Annotated in this window: 11 protein-coding genes; 3 read left to right on the forward strand and 8 right to left on the reverse strand. The window is 71.7% G+C overall.

Going from position 1 to position 13,907, the window contains the following annotated elements:
• Positions 1–54 precede the first annotated feature (54 nt).
• Positions 55–1,665 (forward strand): ABC-F family ATP-binding cassette domain-containing protein, encoded by a 1,611-nt coding sequence (locus ACN28A_RS11525; RefSeq protein ID WP_421394881.1) that lies wholly within the window; start codon positions 55–57, stop codon positions 1,663–1,665.
• A 267-nt stretch (positions 1,666–1,932) separates the two neighbouring features.
• Here ACN28A_RS11525 and ACN28A_RS11530 read toward each other — a convergent pair whose 3' ends face one another.
• From ACN28A_RS11530 to ACN28A_RS11545, 4 genes are all read right to left on the reverse strand, one after another.
• Entirely contained in the window at positions 1,933–2,409 is a 477-nt protein-coding gene (locus ACN28A_RS11530) for a cellulose binding domain-containing protein (RefSeq protein ID WP_421394883.1), read from the reverse strand.
• 220 nt (positions 2,410–2,629) lie between these two features.
• Positions 2,630–3,217: a DoxX family protein gene (locus ACN28A_RS11535; protein ID WP_421394884.1), complete on the reverse strand. Its 588-nt coding sequence runs from the start codon at positions 3,215–3,217 to the stop codon at positions 2,630–2,632.
• Positions 3,218–3,386: 169 nt separating this feature from the next.
• On the reverse strand, positions 3,387–4,082 hold the full coding sequence (locus ACN28A_RS11540) for an anti-sigma factor family protein (protein ID WP_421394885.1): 696 nt from the start codon (positions 4,080–4,082) through the stop codon (positions 3,387–3,389).
• Positions 4,079–4,573: a sigma-70 family RNA polymerase sigma factor gene (locus ACN28A_RS11545; protein ID WP_421404306.1), complete on the reverse strand. Its 495-nt coding sequence runs from the start codon at positions 4,571–4,573 to the stop codon at positions 4,079–4,081. Before ACN28A_RS11545 ends, ACN28A_RS11540 begins: the two co-directional genes overlap by 4 nt.
• 428 nt (positions 4,574–5,001) lie before the next feature.
• Between ACN28A_RS11545 and ACN28A_RS11550 the strand changes: the two genes are divergently transcribed.
• Positions 5,002–7,131 carry a PhoX family protein gene (locus tag ACN28A_RS11550; protein ID WP_421394887.1) on the forward strand — a complete coding sequence of 710 codons (2,130 nt, stop codon included), beginning with the start codon at positions 5,002–5,004 and terminating at the stop codon, positions 7,129–7,131.
• A gap of 81 nt (positions 7,132–7,212) precedes the next feature.
• Here the strand turns inward: ACN28A_RS11550 and ACN28A_RS11555 are convergent, their stop codons facing one another.
• A complete protein-coding gene (locus ACN28A_RS11555) occupies positions 7,213–7,995 on the reverse strand; it encodes an IclR family transcriptional regulator (protein ID WP_421394889.1) in 783 nt (260 codons plus the stop codon).
• 152 nt (positions 7,996–8,147) lie between these two features.
• Between ACN28A_RS11555 and ACN28A_RS11560 the strand changes: the two genes are divergently transcribed.
• Complete coding sequence (locus ACN28A_RS11560; RefSeq protein ID WP_421394892.1) at positions 8,148–9,476, forward strand: MFS transporter; 1,329 nt, start codon at positions 8,148–8,150, stop codon at positions 9,474–9,476.
• Between the two features lie 177 nt (positions 9,477–9,653).
• Here ACN28A_RS11560 and ACN28A_RS11565 read toward each other — a convergent pair whose 3' ends face one another.
• The 3 genes from ACN28A_RS11565 to ACN28A_RS11575 all read right to left on the reverse strand — a co-directional run bounded on the left by ACN28A_RS11565 (position 9,654) and on the right by ACN28A_RS11575 (position 13,893).
• Complete coding sequence (locus ACN28A_RS11565; protein ID WP_421394894.1) at positions 9,654–10,697, reverse strand: polyprenyl synthetase family protein; 1,044 nt, start codon at positions 10,695–10,697, stop codon at positions 9,654–9,656.
• A 66-nt stretch (positions 10,698–10,763) separates the two neighbouring features.
• Positions 10,764–12,323: an NADH-quinone oxidoreductase subunit NuoN gene (gene nuoN, locus ACN28A_RS11570; protein ID WP_421404308.1), complete on the reverse strand. Its 1,560-nt coding sequence runs from the start codon at positions 12,321–12,323 to the stop codon at positions 10,764–10,766.
• Positions 12,324–12,357: 34 nt separating this feature from the next.
• Positions 12,358–13,893: an NADH-quinone oxidoreductase subunit M gene (locus tag ACN28A_RS11575; protein ID WP_421394896.1), complete on the reverse strand. Its 1,536-nt coding sequence runs from the start codon at positions 13,891–13,893 to the stop codon at positions 12,358–12,360.
• Positions 13,894–13,907: the final 14 nt, after the last annotated feature.

A 13,907-nucleotide genomic window follows, 5' to 3' on the forward strand; every position in this document is an offset into this window, starting at 1 on the left:
ATTGTTCTAGACTCTAGAACGTCGGTCTAGTCGGCCCGTCGATCGGAGGCAGTCGTGGCACACATCGAGGTCAGGAACCTGCGATACCGACTCCCGGACGGGCGCCCGCTGCTCGACGACGTCTCGTTCCGGGTCGCCGACGCCGTCACCGCCGCCCTCGTCGGCCCGAACGGCGCCGGCAAGACCACGCTGCTCAGGCTGGTCGCCGGAGACCTCACCCCGACCGCCGGGGAGATCGCCACCTCCGGCGGACTCGGCGTGATGCGCCAGTTCATCGGCACGATCCGCGACCACCGCAGTGTCGCCGACCTGCTGCTATCGGTCGCCCCCGACCGGATCCGCGCCGCCGCCGCCGAGCTGACGGCGGCCGAACGCGCGTTGCGGGAACGCGACGACGAGCCGACCCAGCTCCGCTACGCGCACGCCGTCACCGAGTACGTCGAGGCCGGCGGCTACGACCTCGAAGTGGTCTGGGACGCGGTGACGACCGAGGCGCTGGGGCTGCCGTACGCGCGGGCCGCCGGGCGGGACGTCAACACGCTCTCCGGCGGGGAACAGAAACGGCTGGTGCTGGAGGCCCTGCTCCGTGGCCCCGACCGGCTGCTGCTGCTCGACGAGCCGGACAACTACCTCGACGTACCCGGCAAGCAGTGGCTGGAGCGGCAACTGCGGGCCAGTACCAAGACCGTGCTGCTGGTCTCGCACGACCGGCAACTGCTCGCCGAGGCGGCCGACCGGATCGTCACCGTCGAGGACCGGCAGGTCTGGGTGCACGGCGGCAGCTTCGCCAGTTATCCGGCCGCCCGGCGGGACCGGATCGACCGGCTCGACGAGCGGCGGCGACGGTGGGCGGAGGAGCACGCCCGGCTCCGGCACCTGGTACACACCGCGCGGCAGGGCGCCGCCCGCAACGACGCGCTCGCCTCGGCGTACCGGGCGGCGCGGAGCCGACTGGAGCGGTTCGAGTCGGCCGGACCGCCGACCCGGCCGCCGAAGGAGCAGAACGTGCGGATCAGGCTGCGCGGAGGTCGTACCGGCAAACAGGCCCTGATCTGCCAGCAGCTCGAACTGTCAGGTCTGATGCGCCCCTTCGACCTGGAGGTCTGGTACGGCGAACGGGTCGCCGTGCTCGGCTCCAACGGCTCCGGCAAGTCGCAGTTCCTCCGGCTGCTGGCCGGGACCGACCAGGTGGCACACCGGGGTTCGGTGCGGCTCGGCGCCCGGGTCGTACCCGGACTCTTCGCCCAGACCCACACCCGCCCCGACCTCTACGACCGCACCCCCGCCGACATCCTGATGACCGGCCACGCCCTGCTCCGCAACGACGCGATGGCGGCGCTGGCCCGCTACGAGATCGCGCCCGCCTGGGACCAGCCGTTCCAGAGCCTCTCCGGCGGCGAACAGGCCCGGTTGCAGATCCTGCTGCTCGAACTGGCCGGGGCGACCCTGCTGCTGCTGGACGAGCCGACGGACAACCTCGACCTGGCCAGCGCCGACGCGCTGCAACGCGGCCTTGAGGGGTTCGCGGGTACGGTGCTGACGGTCACCCACGACCGCTGGTTCGCCGCACACACCGACCGCTACCTGCTCTTCGGCGCCGACGGCCGGGTGGTCGAGACCGACGAGCCGGTCTGGACCGAGGGACGGGTCGAGCGTCACCGCTGAGTTTCTGCCGGCGGCAGCTTCGACCGGGAGTGACACCACGTTCCGTGTGTCGACAAGGGTCCTGTCTGGACAACCAGCCTCGCCCGGCAGGACCGCCATGCCACCCACCGACCGGCCCGCTCCTGACCTGCACCCCCACCGCGTGGCACGCCTTCTTGACCGACCTCCCCAACCCCGCCCCCGACAACCCGTGATCCGGTAGCGTCCGGCTCGCTGGAGCCGGCCGGACGCTACCTGAGCACGGAGATCGACCAGGCGATCGGCGAGTCAGCCGAGCGAGCAGGGTGTCCCGTTGAGGGTGAACGAGGACGGGCTGTCGGTGCCACCGGTGTGGGTCGCCACGAACCCGATGGCGAGCGCGGCGCCCGGCCCGATGACGACGTGGTCGTCGAGGCCACGGGCCGTGACCCTGCCGCTGGACGGCGAATACACCGCGTTCCAGCCGGTGGTGATGTGCTGTCCGGCGGGCAGCGGGAATTCCAGCACCCAGGAGGTGATCGCGGTCGCGCCGGTGTTGGTGATGGTGATGCTGCTCGTCAGACCGGTGTCCCAGGTGTAGACCGAGTAGCGGACGACACAAGCGCCCCCGGTTGGCGGCGGCTCGGTCGGCGCGGCGGTGCCGGCCGGCAGGGCGCCGCCGGGCGGTGCAGCCGAACTGGCCGTGACGGCGACGCCGCCCAGGGCGGCGGCGGTCAGCGTCGCTACCGCCGCGGTGACACCGAGAACGCTGCTCGTCAGTCTCATGATGGCTGCGATTCCTCCGGGGATCGGCGCACGGCAACGCGGCGGACCGGGAGGCGTTCGGTCGCCGCCGAGTCTCCGGCTCGCCTCGCGAGCTCCAACGCTAATCGATCACTTTCGATTGTCAAGGCGACGCGGAGCTGGCGGTGCCGTGACGACCATGGACCGAATGGCCTCGCGGACCGTGGGGGGAAACGGTCCGCGAGGCGCTGTGAGGAAGCAGTCAGATCGTCCACCGGTGCCGCTGCACCAAGGGCAGCCGCGCCCAGACCCGCCCCAGCCCCCAGGTGTGCCCGGCGTACGTCGCGGCGAGCACCACGAGCACCGCCGCGTAGATCAGGTGGTAGTCCATGAACGGGTTGGTGGAGCCGGTCGGCTCACCGGTGCTGGTGTGCTGGGCGATCGGGAACTCCGCGAACCACATCAGCACCATCATCAGCGCGCCGGCCCCGGCGGCGATCCGCAGGCCGATGCCAGCGATCAGTGCGACGCCGACCCCGAGCAGGCCGAGCATGAACAGCCAGTTCGCCCACCAGGTGCCGGCGATGGTGTGCGCCACCGACTCGAACGGTCCCACCGAGACGTGCGAGAGGAAGCCCTCGGTCGGCGAGCCGCCGTTGATCCAGGCCCGGGCGCCGGGCGTCGAGTAGCCGAGGCCGAACGTCTTGTCCAGGAAGGCCCAGAGGAAGACGAAGCCGGTCGAGATGCGCAGTACGGCGAGCGCCTTGGCGCCGGTCTTGCTCAACATCGCGCCGGGCGAGTCGACCCGCTCCAGCGTCGAGATCGGGCGGGTGGAGTGGCGGGTGGTCATCGTGGCCTCCGAGGTCGACCCTTGTGCGGTCCCTTGTCCTGACACCCATGACTCTGCTCCGCAGGGCGCCGGGGCACCCGGGTCCGAGCGCCTCAACCGCCGGGTCCAAGGTCCCGCCCGGCTCTCGGGACCAAGGTCCCGGCGCCCGCTCCGGGCGAACCCGCAGGGGTTACGGGACGTCGTAGGCGAGCAGCGGGGTGTTGTCGTAACGGAGGAGTTCGAGCCGGATCAGCTCCGAGCGGGTGAACCGGGTGACTCCGGTGAAGGTCGCGTCGTCACCGGGGGCGGCGAGCCACGAGCCGACCTGCTCCGTCTCGCCGTTCGGGCCGTGCGCCACCAGCCGGAACGTGTACGCCTTCGTGTAGTCCCTGGTCTTCGCGTACTGGCAGCGCATCGTGACCAGGGTGCCCCAGCGCGTACCGTCGAAGCCGATCTCGGCGCTCACCGGCACGTTGCCGCGTACCGGCTGCATGGCGACCATCCGCACCTCGACGCCGGTGCCGGAGTCCCCGCCACCCACCACCGGCACGGCGACCCCGAACCCGAGCACGGCGGCGAGCGCGGCGGCACCCAGGGCCAGTACGCCGGTCCGGAGCCGGCCACGCCGCCGCTCCCGCCGCTGGCGGGCCCGCGCCTCGTCGAGCAGCTTCGGCAGCCGTTCACCCGGGCTCGACGGCTCGGCGATCCGCTCCAACCCGGCCGGGTCCAGCCGGCCCAGCAGTCCCGGCAGCACGGCGAGCTCGGCGACCGCCTCCCGGCAGCTCGGGCAGCCGGCCAGGTGCCGCTCGTACCCGGCCCGTTCGGCGGGCGACAGGGCACCGAGCACGTACGCCCCGTCGTCGTGGGCGTATTCGCAGTTCGTCACCCGGTCACCCCCATCTCCGCCAGCACCAGTCGCAGCGACCGCAGGGCGTAGTGCGTCCGCGACTTCACCGTCCCCGGCGGTACGCCCAGTCGGGCGGCCGCCTCGGTCACCGACCGGCCCTGGTAGAAACACTCCACCAGTACCTCCCGGTGCGGCGGGGAGAGCCGGTTGAGCGCCTCCGCCACCGTCCACGCCTCCACCGCCCGGTCCGTCTCGTCGACCTCCTGCGGCGGCTCGGGCAGCTCGTCGGTGACCACCTCACCGATCCGGGCGCTGCGCCGCCGCCACGCGTCGATGGCCAGGTTGCGGGCGGTGGTGAAGAGCCAGCCGCGTACCGACCCCAGGCTCGGGTCGAGTGCCGCCGGATGCCGCCACGCCCGCAACAGCGTCTCCTGCACCAGGTCCTCGGCCCGCTGCCGGTCACCACCGACCAGCCGCAGGGCGTGTGCCAGCAGCGCGTCACCGTGCTCGTCGTGCATGGCGCGCAGCAGTTCGGCGTCCTGGTCGTCCTGGTCGCTGATCTCCGGTGCCTCCCGCCCGTCGGCCCCGTGCCTGTCCTGGATTCACGCATGCCGGGTGCGGACGGTTCAACCCCGCCAGGCATCGGCCTACCGGGCAGGGCTGACGGTTCGACCCCGCCAGGCATCGGCCTGCCCGGGCAGGGGCGGACGGTTCGGCCCCGCCAGGCATCGGCCTACCGGGCAGGGCAGGTGGACCTGCCGGTCAGCCCGGTGTCGGTCCGACGGGTCAGCCGGGCCGGAACCGGGCCACATCCCGCTGCTGTTCACCGGTGGTTCATCCGGGGGCCGGGCGCTGATCACGGCGCACTCCTAGCGTCCGGCAGGCACGTGCCCTCTGCGCATTACCCGAGGCGTAACGGGCGCGCATCCGAAGACATTGGCGAGGAGGCACCATCTCCATGACCGAGCGACCCCGGCTGCTCCCCCTGCTCGGCCCGACGGGCCACGGCGGGCGTGACGCCATGACCTGCATATACCGTTGCGGAAACGCCTGCGCGCACCCGGTGCCGAACGAGTCCGACAACCCGTACTTCGGTGACGTCGTCTCCGCCGAGGTGAGCCGGCGCGGTGTCGTCCGGGCCGGCGCGGTCGGCGCCCTGGTGCTCGGCTTCGGTGGTGCGGCGGCCGGCGCGCTCGCCGGCTCCCCGGCGCTGGCCGCGCCCCGGGACGGCTCCGGCGGCACGCTGCCCGAGGTGGACAGCTTCACCCCGGTCCGCCGGCCGGGCAACGCGGCGCTGACCTTCAAGCCGATCCCGCCGAACAAGCTCGACACCCTTGTGGTGCCGAACGGGTACGACCACTCGGTGGTGATCCGCTGGGGCGACCCGGTGCTCCCCGGCGCACCCGAGCTGGACGTGCACAGGCAGACCGCCGCCCGGCAGTCGCGGCAGTTCGGCTACAACAACGACTTCGTCGGGGTACTCCCGCTGGACCGTAAGGGCGAACGGGCGTTGCTGGTGGTGAACCACGAGTACACCAACGAGAACCTGATGTTCCCGAACTTCACCACCTTCGACGCGATGAGCGTGGAGCAGATCCGGACGGCGATGGCCGCGCACGGGCTCTCGGTGGTGGAGTTGGAGCGGGTCGGCGGGACCGGCGAGTGGAAGCCGGTCCGCAGGGGCGGGCTGAAGTACAACCGGCGGATCACCGCGCACTCGACGAGGTTCGAGTTCACCGGCCCGGCGGCCGGCTCGGCCTGGCTGCGGACGGCGGCCGACCCGAAGGGCCGGACCGTGGTCGGCACCCTGAACAACTGCGCCGGCGGGGTCACCCCGTGGGGCACGGTGCTCTCCGGCGAGGAGAACTTCAACCAGTACTTCGTCGGTGCCGACGCCGCCCCGGAGGCGCTCAAGCCGAAGCTGGCCCGATACGGCATCGGCACCACCGCCCGCTACCCCTCGGACAGCCGCAAGTGGGAGCGGGCCGACGAGCGGTTCGACCTGGCGAAGCACCCGAACGAGGCGCACCGGTTCGGCTGGGTCGTCGAGGTGGACCCGTTCGACCCGGAGTCGAAGCCGCGCAAGCACACCGCGCTGGGCCGGTTCAAGCACGAGGGCGCGAACGTCATCGTGGCCCGGGACGGCCGGGTGGTGGCGTACATGGGCGACGACGAGCGGTTCGACTACCTCTACAAGTTCGTCTCGGACAAGAAGTTCAAGAAGGGCGACTCCTGGACCGCCCGGGAGCACAACCTCACCCTGCTGGAGTCCGGCACCCTCTACGTGGCGAAGCTCGACTACACGAGCGCGGGCGAGATCGACGGCTCGGGCAAGCTGCCGGCCGACGGCGCGTTCAACGGCCGGGGCAGGTGGATCAGGCTGGTCCGGGGCAACACCTCGTACGTGCCCGGGATGACCGCCGCCGACGTGCTCACCTTCACCCGGCTCGCCGGTGACGCGGTCGGGGCGACCAAGATGGACCGTCCGGAGGACGTCGAGCCGAGCCAGCTCACCGGCAAGGTGTACGTGGCGCTCACCAACAACACCAACCGGGGGGTCGGGACCAACCCGGCCGCCGACGAGGCGAACCCGCGCGCCAACAACAAGCACGGGCACGTGCTGGAGCTGGTCGAGGACCGCAACGACAACACCTCGGAGAGCTTCGCCTGGTCGGTACCGATCGTCTGCGGCGACCCGGCCGACGCGTCGACGTACTTCGCCGGCTACGACAAGACGAAGGTGTCGCCGATCTCCTGCCCGGACAACGTGGCGTTCGACGGCTCCGGCAACCTCTGGATCTCGACCGACGGCAACGCGCTGGGCGGCAACGACGGCCTCTTCGCCACCGCGATCGAGGGGCCGGAACGCGGGCACCTGAAGCAGTTCCTCACCGTGCCGCTCGGCGCGGAGACCTGCGGGCCGTTCATCACCACGGACAACCGCTCGGTCTTCGTCGCCGTGCAGCACCCGGGCGAGATCAGCGGGGCGTCGCTGGAGAGCCCGGCGTCGAACTGGCCGGACGGCGACTTCGCCAAGCCGGGCGTGGTGGTCACCTGGCGGCTCGACGGCGACGTCGTCGGAAGCTGAGCAGCGCCTCCTCAGTGGTCTCCTGCTCCCCCGTCTCGGGGAGCAGGAGACCACGTCCGCTTGCGGGTCGGCCGGGCCGGGTCAGGTTTCCGAGGCGAGGGCGTCGGCGACGGTCCGGGCCACCGCCAGCAGCTTTGCCCGGACCACCCGGGCCGAGGTCATCATCTCGGCGGCCGGCAGCGCGCAGGCGAGTACCACCCGGCGTTCCATGTCCTTGTCCGGGGTGACGAGCACCCCGGCGCAGGCCACGCCGTGCCGGAACTGGCCAAGTTCCAGGTGCATCCCGCGCCGGTCGCCGGCCGCCAGGTCCGCCTCGAACGCGTCGGCGGCGACCAGGGTCGCCGAGGTGAACGGCCGCATGCCGTACTCGCGCAGGTAGCGGAACCGCTGCTCCGGGGTGAGGGTGGCCAGCAGCGCCTTGCCGAGCGCGGTGGCGTGCGCCCCCTCGTCGAAGCCGGGCACCAGGTCTTCGAGGTACGGCGACCGGGGCCCCTCGGCCACGGCGGTCACCGCCACCTGCCCGCCGACGAACCGGCCGAGGTAGTGGCTGTACCCGGTGTCCGAGGCGGCCCGGCGCAGTGACTCGCCGACCGCCGGTGGTCCACGGAACGCGGTGACCAGTTCGCGGTACCGGTCCGCCACCTCCAGACCGACGATGTACGTGCCGTCTTCGCGCCTGATCACATAGCCCTCGTACGCGAGCGTGCGCACCAGGTGGTAGGTGGTGGCGACAGTCAACTCGCAACGCCGGGCAATCTGTTTCACGGTCAGGCCCCTCGGTGCCCGTCCGACAGCTTCGAGCACGCGCAAGGCACGCGACACGCTGCGGATCAGGTCCGAAGGTTCCGCCAAGGGGTCGCGCACAACCACCTCCGCCGCCGGGGACTTACAGAATATGAAAAACCGGGCGCCTGCGAAATGCCCGATCGGATTGAGGATGCCAGATCTACGGCGACCGTGCGTGCAGCCACGGACACGAACGGTTCATACGGGCGGCTCGCGTAGGCTCGTCCCAAATGGCCGATCTAATAGAGAACACCCCGCCGGCGGTAACCTCCGGCCGTCCCGCCCGTACCGTCCTCGCCGCCACCGCCGTCACGGTGGCCGGGGTACTGCCGGTCTTCCTGATCGGCGGACTCGCGGTGCAGCTCGGTGCCGAACTCGACTTCTCCCCCGCCGGGCTGGGGCTGGCCGTCGCCGTCTACTTCGGGGTGAGCGCGCTCGCCTCCGTCCCGTCCGGCGCCCTCGTCGAGCGGTACGGCCCGACCACCGTGGCCCGGGCCAGCCTGCTGCTGGTCGCCGCCACCATGCTGGCGGTGGCCGCCGTGGCCCGCTCCTACCCGGTGCTGCTCGTCCTGCTGGCCGTGGTCGCCCCGGCGAACCCGCTGGGCCAGATGGCCAGCAACGCCACCCTGGCACACCGGGTGCGGCCCGGCCGGCAGGGACTGTCGTTCGGGATCAAGCAGGCCGCCATCCCGGCCGGAACGCTGCTGGCCGGTGCCGCCGTACCCGCCGTGGCGCTCACCGTCGGCTGGCGCTGGGCGTTCGTCGCCGCCGCCGTCCTCGCGCTGGCCGTGCTGCCGGTCGTACCCGACGGTCCGGCGCCGAAGGTGGACCCGGCGCGGCGGCGCGGCGAGCGGGCCGCCGGGGCGCTGGCCGTGCTCGGTGTGGCCGGCACCCTGGCGGCCGGCTCCGCGAACGCGCTCGGCACCTTCCTGGTCGACTCGGCGGCCGTCCGAGGACTCTCCCCGGGGCTCGCCGGGCTGCTGCTGACCCTCGGCGGCGCCGTCTGCCTGGTCGCCCGGGTGCTGATGGGCTGGCTCGCCGACCGCCGCTCCGGCGGCCATCTGAACACCGTCGCCGCGCTGCTCGTGGGCGGGGCGGTCGGGCTGGCCCTGCTGCACCTGGCCGCCCCGCCGGCCCTGGTGACCGGCGTGGTACTCGGCTTCGCCATGGGCTGGGCCTGGCCCGGGCTGCTCAACTTCGCCGTGGTCCGGCTGCATCCGCAGGCGCCGACCACGGCCACCTCGATCACCCAGACCGGGGTGTACGCGGGCGGCTGCCTCGGCCCGTTCGGCCTCGGCGCCCTCGCCGACCACCTCGGGTACCCGACGATGTGGCTGGTCGCGGCGACCGCGATGCTGCTCGCCGCCGGGCTGATGTTGACCGGCCGCCGGATGCTGCTCAGCGCGCTGCGCCGCCGGGCCGCGCAGGACCCGCCGCCGGCCCGAGAAGACCCGGCCACCCCGGCAGACGACAGGCCGGCGTCCGTCCCGACACCTCGTCGGCCGGTGCGCTGGGCGGCACGGCGCGGAACGCCCGCCAACCGGCCCGGCGGGCGGTAAGGCGCAGGACGCCCGTCAGCCGGGTGCGGTGAGCGGTAAGGCGCGGAACGCCCGTCAGCCGGCCCGGCGGGCGGTAAGGCGCGGAACGTCCGTCAGCCGGGTGCGGTGAGGCGGTGAGCGGTGAGTCGCAGGATGTCCGTCAGCCGGTGCGTGGGGCGATGAAGGGCGCGGTACGGGTCAGCCGGTGCGGTCGGCGATGAAGTCGCAGAGCGATTCCAGGGCCTGCCGGGGGGCCGTGTCGGGCAGCGGGGCGAGCCGGGAGCGGGCCTCCTCGGCATAGCTGCGGACCGTCTCCCGGGCCCGCTTCAGCGCCGGAGACTCGCGGAGCAGCCCGAGCGCCTCGGTGTGCAGGGCGTCGTCGGTGACCGGGCCCAGCGAGAGGATCTCGCGCAGCCGCACCGAGGCGGCGTCGCCGTCGTCGGCGGCGAGCGCGTACAGCACCGGCAGGGTCGGCACGCCCTCCCGCAGATCGGTCCCGGGGGTCTTGCCGGACTGCACCGACTCGGAGGCGATGTCGAGCAGGTCGTCGGAGAGCTGGAAGGCGACCCCGATCGTCTCGCCGTACCCGGCCAGCGCCTCGATCTGGGCCGGCTGGGCGCCGCCGAACATGCCGCCGAACCGGGCCGAGGTGGCGATCAGCGAACCGGTCTTCTCGGCGATCACGTTCAGGTAGTGCCCGACCGGGTCGGCGTCGCGCGGGCCGACCGTCTCGGCGATCTGCCCGTGCACCAGCCGGGCGAAGGTCCGGGCCTGCAACCGGACCGCCTCGGTGCCGAGGTCGGCGGCGATGTCCGCGGCCCGGGCGAAGAGGTAGTCGCCGACCAGGATCGCCACCGAGTTGCCCCAGCGGGAGTTGGCGCTCTGCGCACCCCGGCGCACCGGCGCCTCGTCCATCACGTCGTCGTGGTAGAGCGTTGCCAGATGGGTGAGCTCCATCACCACCGCCGCCGGTACGACGTGTGCGGCGGTCGGATCACCGAACTGGGCGCCGAGCGCCACCAGCAGCGGCCGGAACCGCTTGCCGCCCGCGTCCACCAGGTGCCGGGCAGCCTCGTCCACCATCGGGTCGGCGCTGGACACGGTGGCCCGCAGCTCAGCCTCGACCCTGGCCAGCACAGCGGCCACCGATGCCTCGAGATGGGCATCGGCGAATTCGAGCCCGATCGTGTCGAGCCTCAACCCCGCGATGCCACCAGCCGTTCCCCCCACGCCTTCAACCATGCCACACCCGCCGGCCGACCCCCGGTCTGGGGCGGTTGCGCTCGGTACGGGCGTGGGGGTGACCGGTCATCGGACGAATTCGGCGGCGCCGTTGGCGAGATCCAGCAGCGGTTCCGGTGCGACCCCGAGCACGAGGGTGGCGACGACGCCGATCATCAGCGCCGCCGCGGTCAGCCCGCCCGGCAGTGACACCGCCGGGGTGGACTCACCGGGCTCCGAGAGCCACATCAGCACCACGACCCGCAGGTACGGGAAGGCGAGGATCATGCTGGTCAGCACGCCGGCGATCACCAGCCAGGCCTGCCCGGCGTCCAGGGCCGCCCCGAAGACCGCGAACTTGGCCGTGAAACCGCTCGTGGCCGGTATGCCGGCGAAGGCAAGCAGCAGGAAGGTGAAGATCCCGGCGTAGAGCGGGGACCGCCGGCCCAGCCCGGCCCACCGGGACAGGTGGGTCGCCTCGCCGTCGGCGTCCCGGACCAGGGTCACGACGCCGAACGCGGCGAGCACGGTGAAGCCGTACGCGACGAGGTAGAACATCGTGCCGGAGAGGCCGTCCTTGGAGAGCACCAGGGCGCCGACCAGCAGGTAGCCGGCGTTCGCCACCGAGGAGTACGCCAGCAGCCGCTTGATGTCGGTCTGGGTGACCGCCAGCACCGCCCCGACCACCATGGTCAGCACCGCGACGGCACCGAGCACCGGAGTGAAGTCCCAACTCGCCCCGGAGAACCCGACGTGCAGCACCCGGAGCAGACCGCCGAACGCGGCGACCTTGGTGCAGGCGGCCATGAAGCCGGTGATCGGCGTCGGGGCGCCCTGGTAGACGTCGGGGGTCCAGACGTGGAACGGCGCAGCCGCGATCTTGAACAGCAGGCCGATGGAGAGCAGCGCCAGCCCGGCGAAGAGCAGCACCTCGCTGGCACCCGAGTCGGTGACCGCGGTCCGGATGGTGGCGAAGTCGACCCCGCCACCGGAGTTGCTGCCACCGGCACCGACGGTGAAGCCGTAGACAAGCGCCATGCCGAAGAGGAAGAACGCCGAGGCGTACGAGCCGAGCAGGAAGTACTTCAGCGCCGACTCCTGGCTCAGCAGCCGTCGGCGCCGGGCCAGCGCGCAGAGCAGGTAGAGCGGCAGCGAGAACGCCTCCAGCGCGATGAACATCGTCAGCAGGTCGTTCGCGGCGACGAAGAGCAGCATGCCGGAGACGGCGAAGAGGGTCAGCGGGTAGACCTCGGTCGCACCGCCCTCGTCGGCCGCCTGCCGCTGGTCCTCCGGCGAGCCGACGGTGACCGCGGCGTGCGCGACGAACGCGCCGCCGCGCTGCACCGACCGCTCGCCGATCAGCATCAGCGCCATCGCGGCCAGCACCAGGATCGAGCCCTGGAGGAAGAGCGTCGGGCCGTCGACCGCGACCGCCGTGCCGGCGGTGACCAACCGGTCCCGCGCGTTCAGCACCACCGCGACGAGTGCGCCGGTCACGGCCAGCAGGCCGAGCACGAGCTGCGTGTAGTGCCGGCTCTTCCGGGGGACGAACGCCTCGACCAGGATGCCGAGCACGGAGGCTCCGAAGAGCACCAGGATCGGTGCCAGAGCCGCGTAGTCGATGTCCGGCAGCTTGAGATCCATCAGCGGACCTTCCTTACGTACGCGACTGGCAGCCGGCTCACCGGTGTGCCTCCTGGACGGTGCCCACCGTCGGCGCCGGGTCCTGCTTGCCGAGGTCCTGCTCCATGGTGGCCTGGACGGCGGGGTTGATGACGTCGGTGACCGGCTTGGGATAGAAGCCGAGCAGCAGCAGCAGCGCGATCAGCGGGGCGACCACGACCTTCTCCCGCACCGACAGGTCCCGGCGCATTCCCTCGACCCCGGACAGCGCCGGGTTGAGCGTGCCCTGGGTGGTCCGCTGGATCATCCAGAGCACGTACGCGGCAGCCAGGATGATCCCGACGGTGGCGATGATCGCGACCGGCTTGTTCACCGTGTAGGTGCCGATCAGCACCAGGAACTCGGAGATGAACGGCGCCGTGCCGGGCAGCGCCAGCGAGGCGAGACCGGCGAAGAAGAACACCCCGGCGAGCAGCGGTACCAGCTTGCCGGCGCCGCCGAAGTCGGTGATCAGCGCGGAGCCGCGCCGGGCGACGAACATGCCGACGACCAGGAAGAGCAGGCCGGTGGCGAGGCCGTGGTTGACCATGTAGAGCACCGCGCCGGTGCCGGCCTGGGTGGTGAAGGCGAAGAGCCCGACCCCGATGAAACCGAAGTGCGCGATCGAGGTGTACGAGACCAGCCGCTTGAGGTCGTTCTGCCCGACCGCCAGCAGGGCCGCGTAGATGATCCCGATCAGTGCCAGCGCGATGGCGTACGGGGCGAACCACTTCGACGCCTCGGGGAAGAGCGGCAGGCAGTACCGCAGGATGCCGAAGGTGCCGACCTTGTCGAGTACCCCGACCAGCAGCGCGGCGGCACCGGCCGGCGCGGCGCCACCGGCGTCCGGCAGCCAGGTGTGGAACGGGAAGAACGGCGCCTTGATCGCGAAGGCGAGGAAGAAGCCGAGGAAGAGCCAGCGCTCGGTGCCGGTGGAGATGTCCACCTGGGTCAGTGCCTGCCAGTCGAAGGTCTTGCCGCCGACCACCCAGAGGCCGATCACGGCGGCCAGCATGAAGAGGCCACCGACCAGGGAGTAGAGGAAGAACTTCACCGCCGCGTACTGCCGCTGGTGGCCGCCGTAGCTGCCGATCAGGAAGTACATCGGGACGAGCATGATCTCGAAGAACACGTAGAAGAGGAAGACGTCGGCGGCGGCGAAGACGCCGATCATCGTGCACTCGAGGAAGAGCAGCAGCGCGAAGTAGACCGGCACGGACCGCTTGGACTTCTCCGCGTCGTGCCAGGAGGCGAGGATCACCAGCGGGACGAGCAGGGCGATCAGCATCAGCATGACAAGCGCGATGCCGTCGGCGGCGAAGGTGAAGTTCACCCCCCAGCGCGGGATCCACGAGTACGACTCGCGGAACTGGAGCCGGTCGCCGCCGGCCTCGAAGGCGATCCACATGAAGACGCTGAGCACCAGTACGCCGAGCGACCAGCCGAGCGCGATCCGCTTGGCCAGCTCGCCCCGGCTGGCCGGCAGGAAGACCACCACCAGCGCACCGACCAGCGGTGCGACGGTGAGCACCGAGAGGAAGGGGAAGTCGGACATTATTCGGCCTTACC

It is taken from the genome of Plantactinospora sp. WMMB782, from assembly GCF_049179135.1.
Taxonomy (GTDB): Bacteria; Actinomycetota; Actinomycetes; order Mycobacteriales; family Micromonosporaceae; genus Plantactinospora.

What these genes read in the sequence shown, in the direction of transcription:
- ACN28A_RS11565 (WP_421394894.1), bottom strand. Translation starts at nt 10,697, where the DNA reads ATGGTTGAAGGCGTGGGGGGAACGGCTGGTGGCATCGCGGGGTTGAGG.
- ACN28A_RS11535 (WP_421394884.1), bottom strand. Translation starts at nt 3,217, where the DNA reads ATGACCACCCGCCACTCCACCCGCCCGATCTCGACGCTGGAGCGGGTC.
- ACN28A_RS11575 (WP_421394896.1), bottom strand. Translation starts at nt 13,893, where the DNA reads ATGTCCGACTTCCCCTTCCTCTCGGTGCTCACCGTCGCACCGCTGGTC.
- ACN28A_RS11550 (WP_421394887.1), top strand. Translation starts at nt 5,002, where the DNA reads ATGACCGAGCGACCCCGGCTGCTCCCCCTGCTCGGCCCGACGGGCCAC.
- ACN28A_RS11560 (WP_421394892.1), top strand. Translation starts at nt 8,148, where the DNA reads ATGGCCGATCTAATAGAGAACACCCCGCCGGCGGTAACCTCCGGCCGT.
- ACN28A_RS11530 (WP_421394883.1), bottom strand. Translation starts at nt 2,409, where the DNA reads ATGAGACTGACGAGCAGCGTTCTCGGTGTCACCGCGGCGGTAGCGACG.